Raw genomic sequence first — 1,011 nt, forward strand, 5'->3', positions numbered from 1 at the left:
TAGAAACTTGCTGGCTGTGCATGGCGGCCCCCAAATGGTCAGTACAGATAGTCATTTTCTCGAATAAGCCATACCGAAGCGGCGCACGCCCCAGGGGGAGCCCCCCAGGGCCAGGCTCCTTACTCCTCCATTTCTCCCATCGGGTGCTCCACGGCTATAGCGGCCGGAATGAGCTCAGTGCGCATCAGTTCAGGCAACCGACAACACATCAATCTTGAAGCGTACGACGAATGAGTATCAAAGAGCACCTCGAAGGGATCATCGCGCGGACGACGTCGATCCGAATCGACTTCCGATGGAATGACCGCCGCTTCCGCGAGCGCGTAGCACTGCGCCCCACCGCCGCCAACATGCGCGCTGCGGCACGCATGCGCAGCGAGATTCTGCAAGCGATAGACCTCGGCGTCTTCACTTGGGACGACTTCGCTCGCTACTTCCCCGAGTCCCCCAGCATTCCGATCAAAGAGGCGGCCCGAGAAGTCACGTTCAAAGAGGCAGACATGTGGCTGAAGCTCATCAGCCACAAAGCGGCAACGACGCTCAGCGAATACGAGAATCTCTTGAACTCGCGGTGGCGCCCTTTGTATGGAAATCGCCCGATCGCGGAGATCACCTATGAAGAGCTCGCGATGGACGTAGCTGACTATCCGCGCATGGCGGCCAAGACGTTCAACAACGTCATGACGCCAGCTCGGCAGGTTTGGGCGTTGGCATTCAAGATGAGGAAAGTTCCGGAGAACATCACGCTGGAGATTGAAAGCCGTAAAGGCCAAGATCCAGAACCAGATCCGCTGCTCATGCGGTTCAGAAGGTGTGGCGCCCTACGCTTGCCGCGTTAGGAATCGGGATCGGGATGCGCGCCAGATGGGTCACAAGAATGGGCCCAAAAAAACGTAAGTCCTTACGTGTATGTCCTTGAATCTATGGTGCGCCCGACAGGAATCGAATCTGTACACGCGCCTATTAGCGCCATTTAACGCGGAACTTCCGTGCAGTTGCCTACACGTTAGG

At 57.2% G+C, this 1,011-nt stretch carries 1 protein-coding gene; it reads left to right on the plus strand.

Features of this window, described 5'->3' with window-relative positions; genetic code table 11:
• Positions 1 to 230: 230 nt before the first annotated feature.
• Positions 231 to 839: an Arm DNA-binding domain-containing protein gene (locus A9976_RS18745; protein ID WP_183016536.1), complete on the plus strand. Its 609-nt coding sequence runs from the start codon at positions 231 to 233 to the stop codon at positions 837 to 839.
• Positions 840 to 1,011 lie beyond the last annotated feature (172 nt).

The sequence above is a fragment of the Delftia sp. UME58 genome, from assembly GCF_014170385.1.
In the GTDB taxonomy this organism is placed as follows: Bacteria; Pseudomonadota; Gammaproteobacteria; order Burkholderiales; family Burkholderiaceae_C; genus Comamonas; species Comamonas acidovorans.

Coding starts and splice junctions, on each gene's coding strand:
- A9976_RS18745 (WP_183016536.1), top strand. CDS start 231: ATGAGTATCAAAGAGCACCTCGAAGGGATCATCGCGCGGACGACGTCG.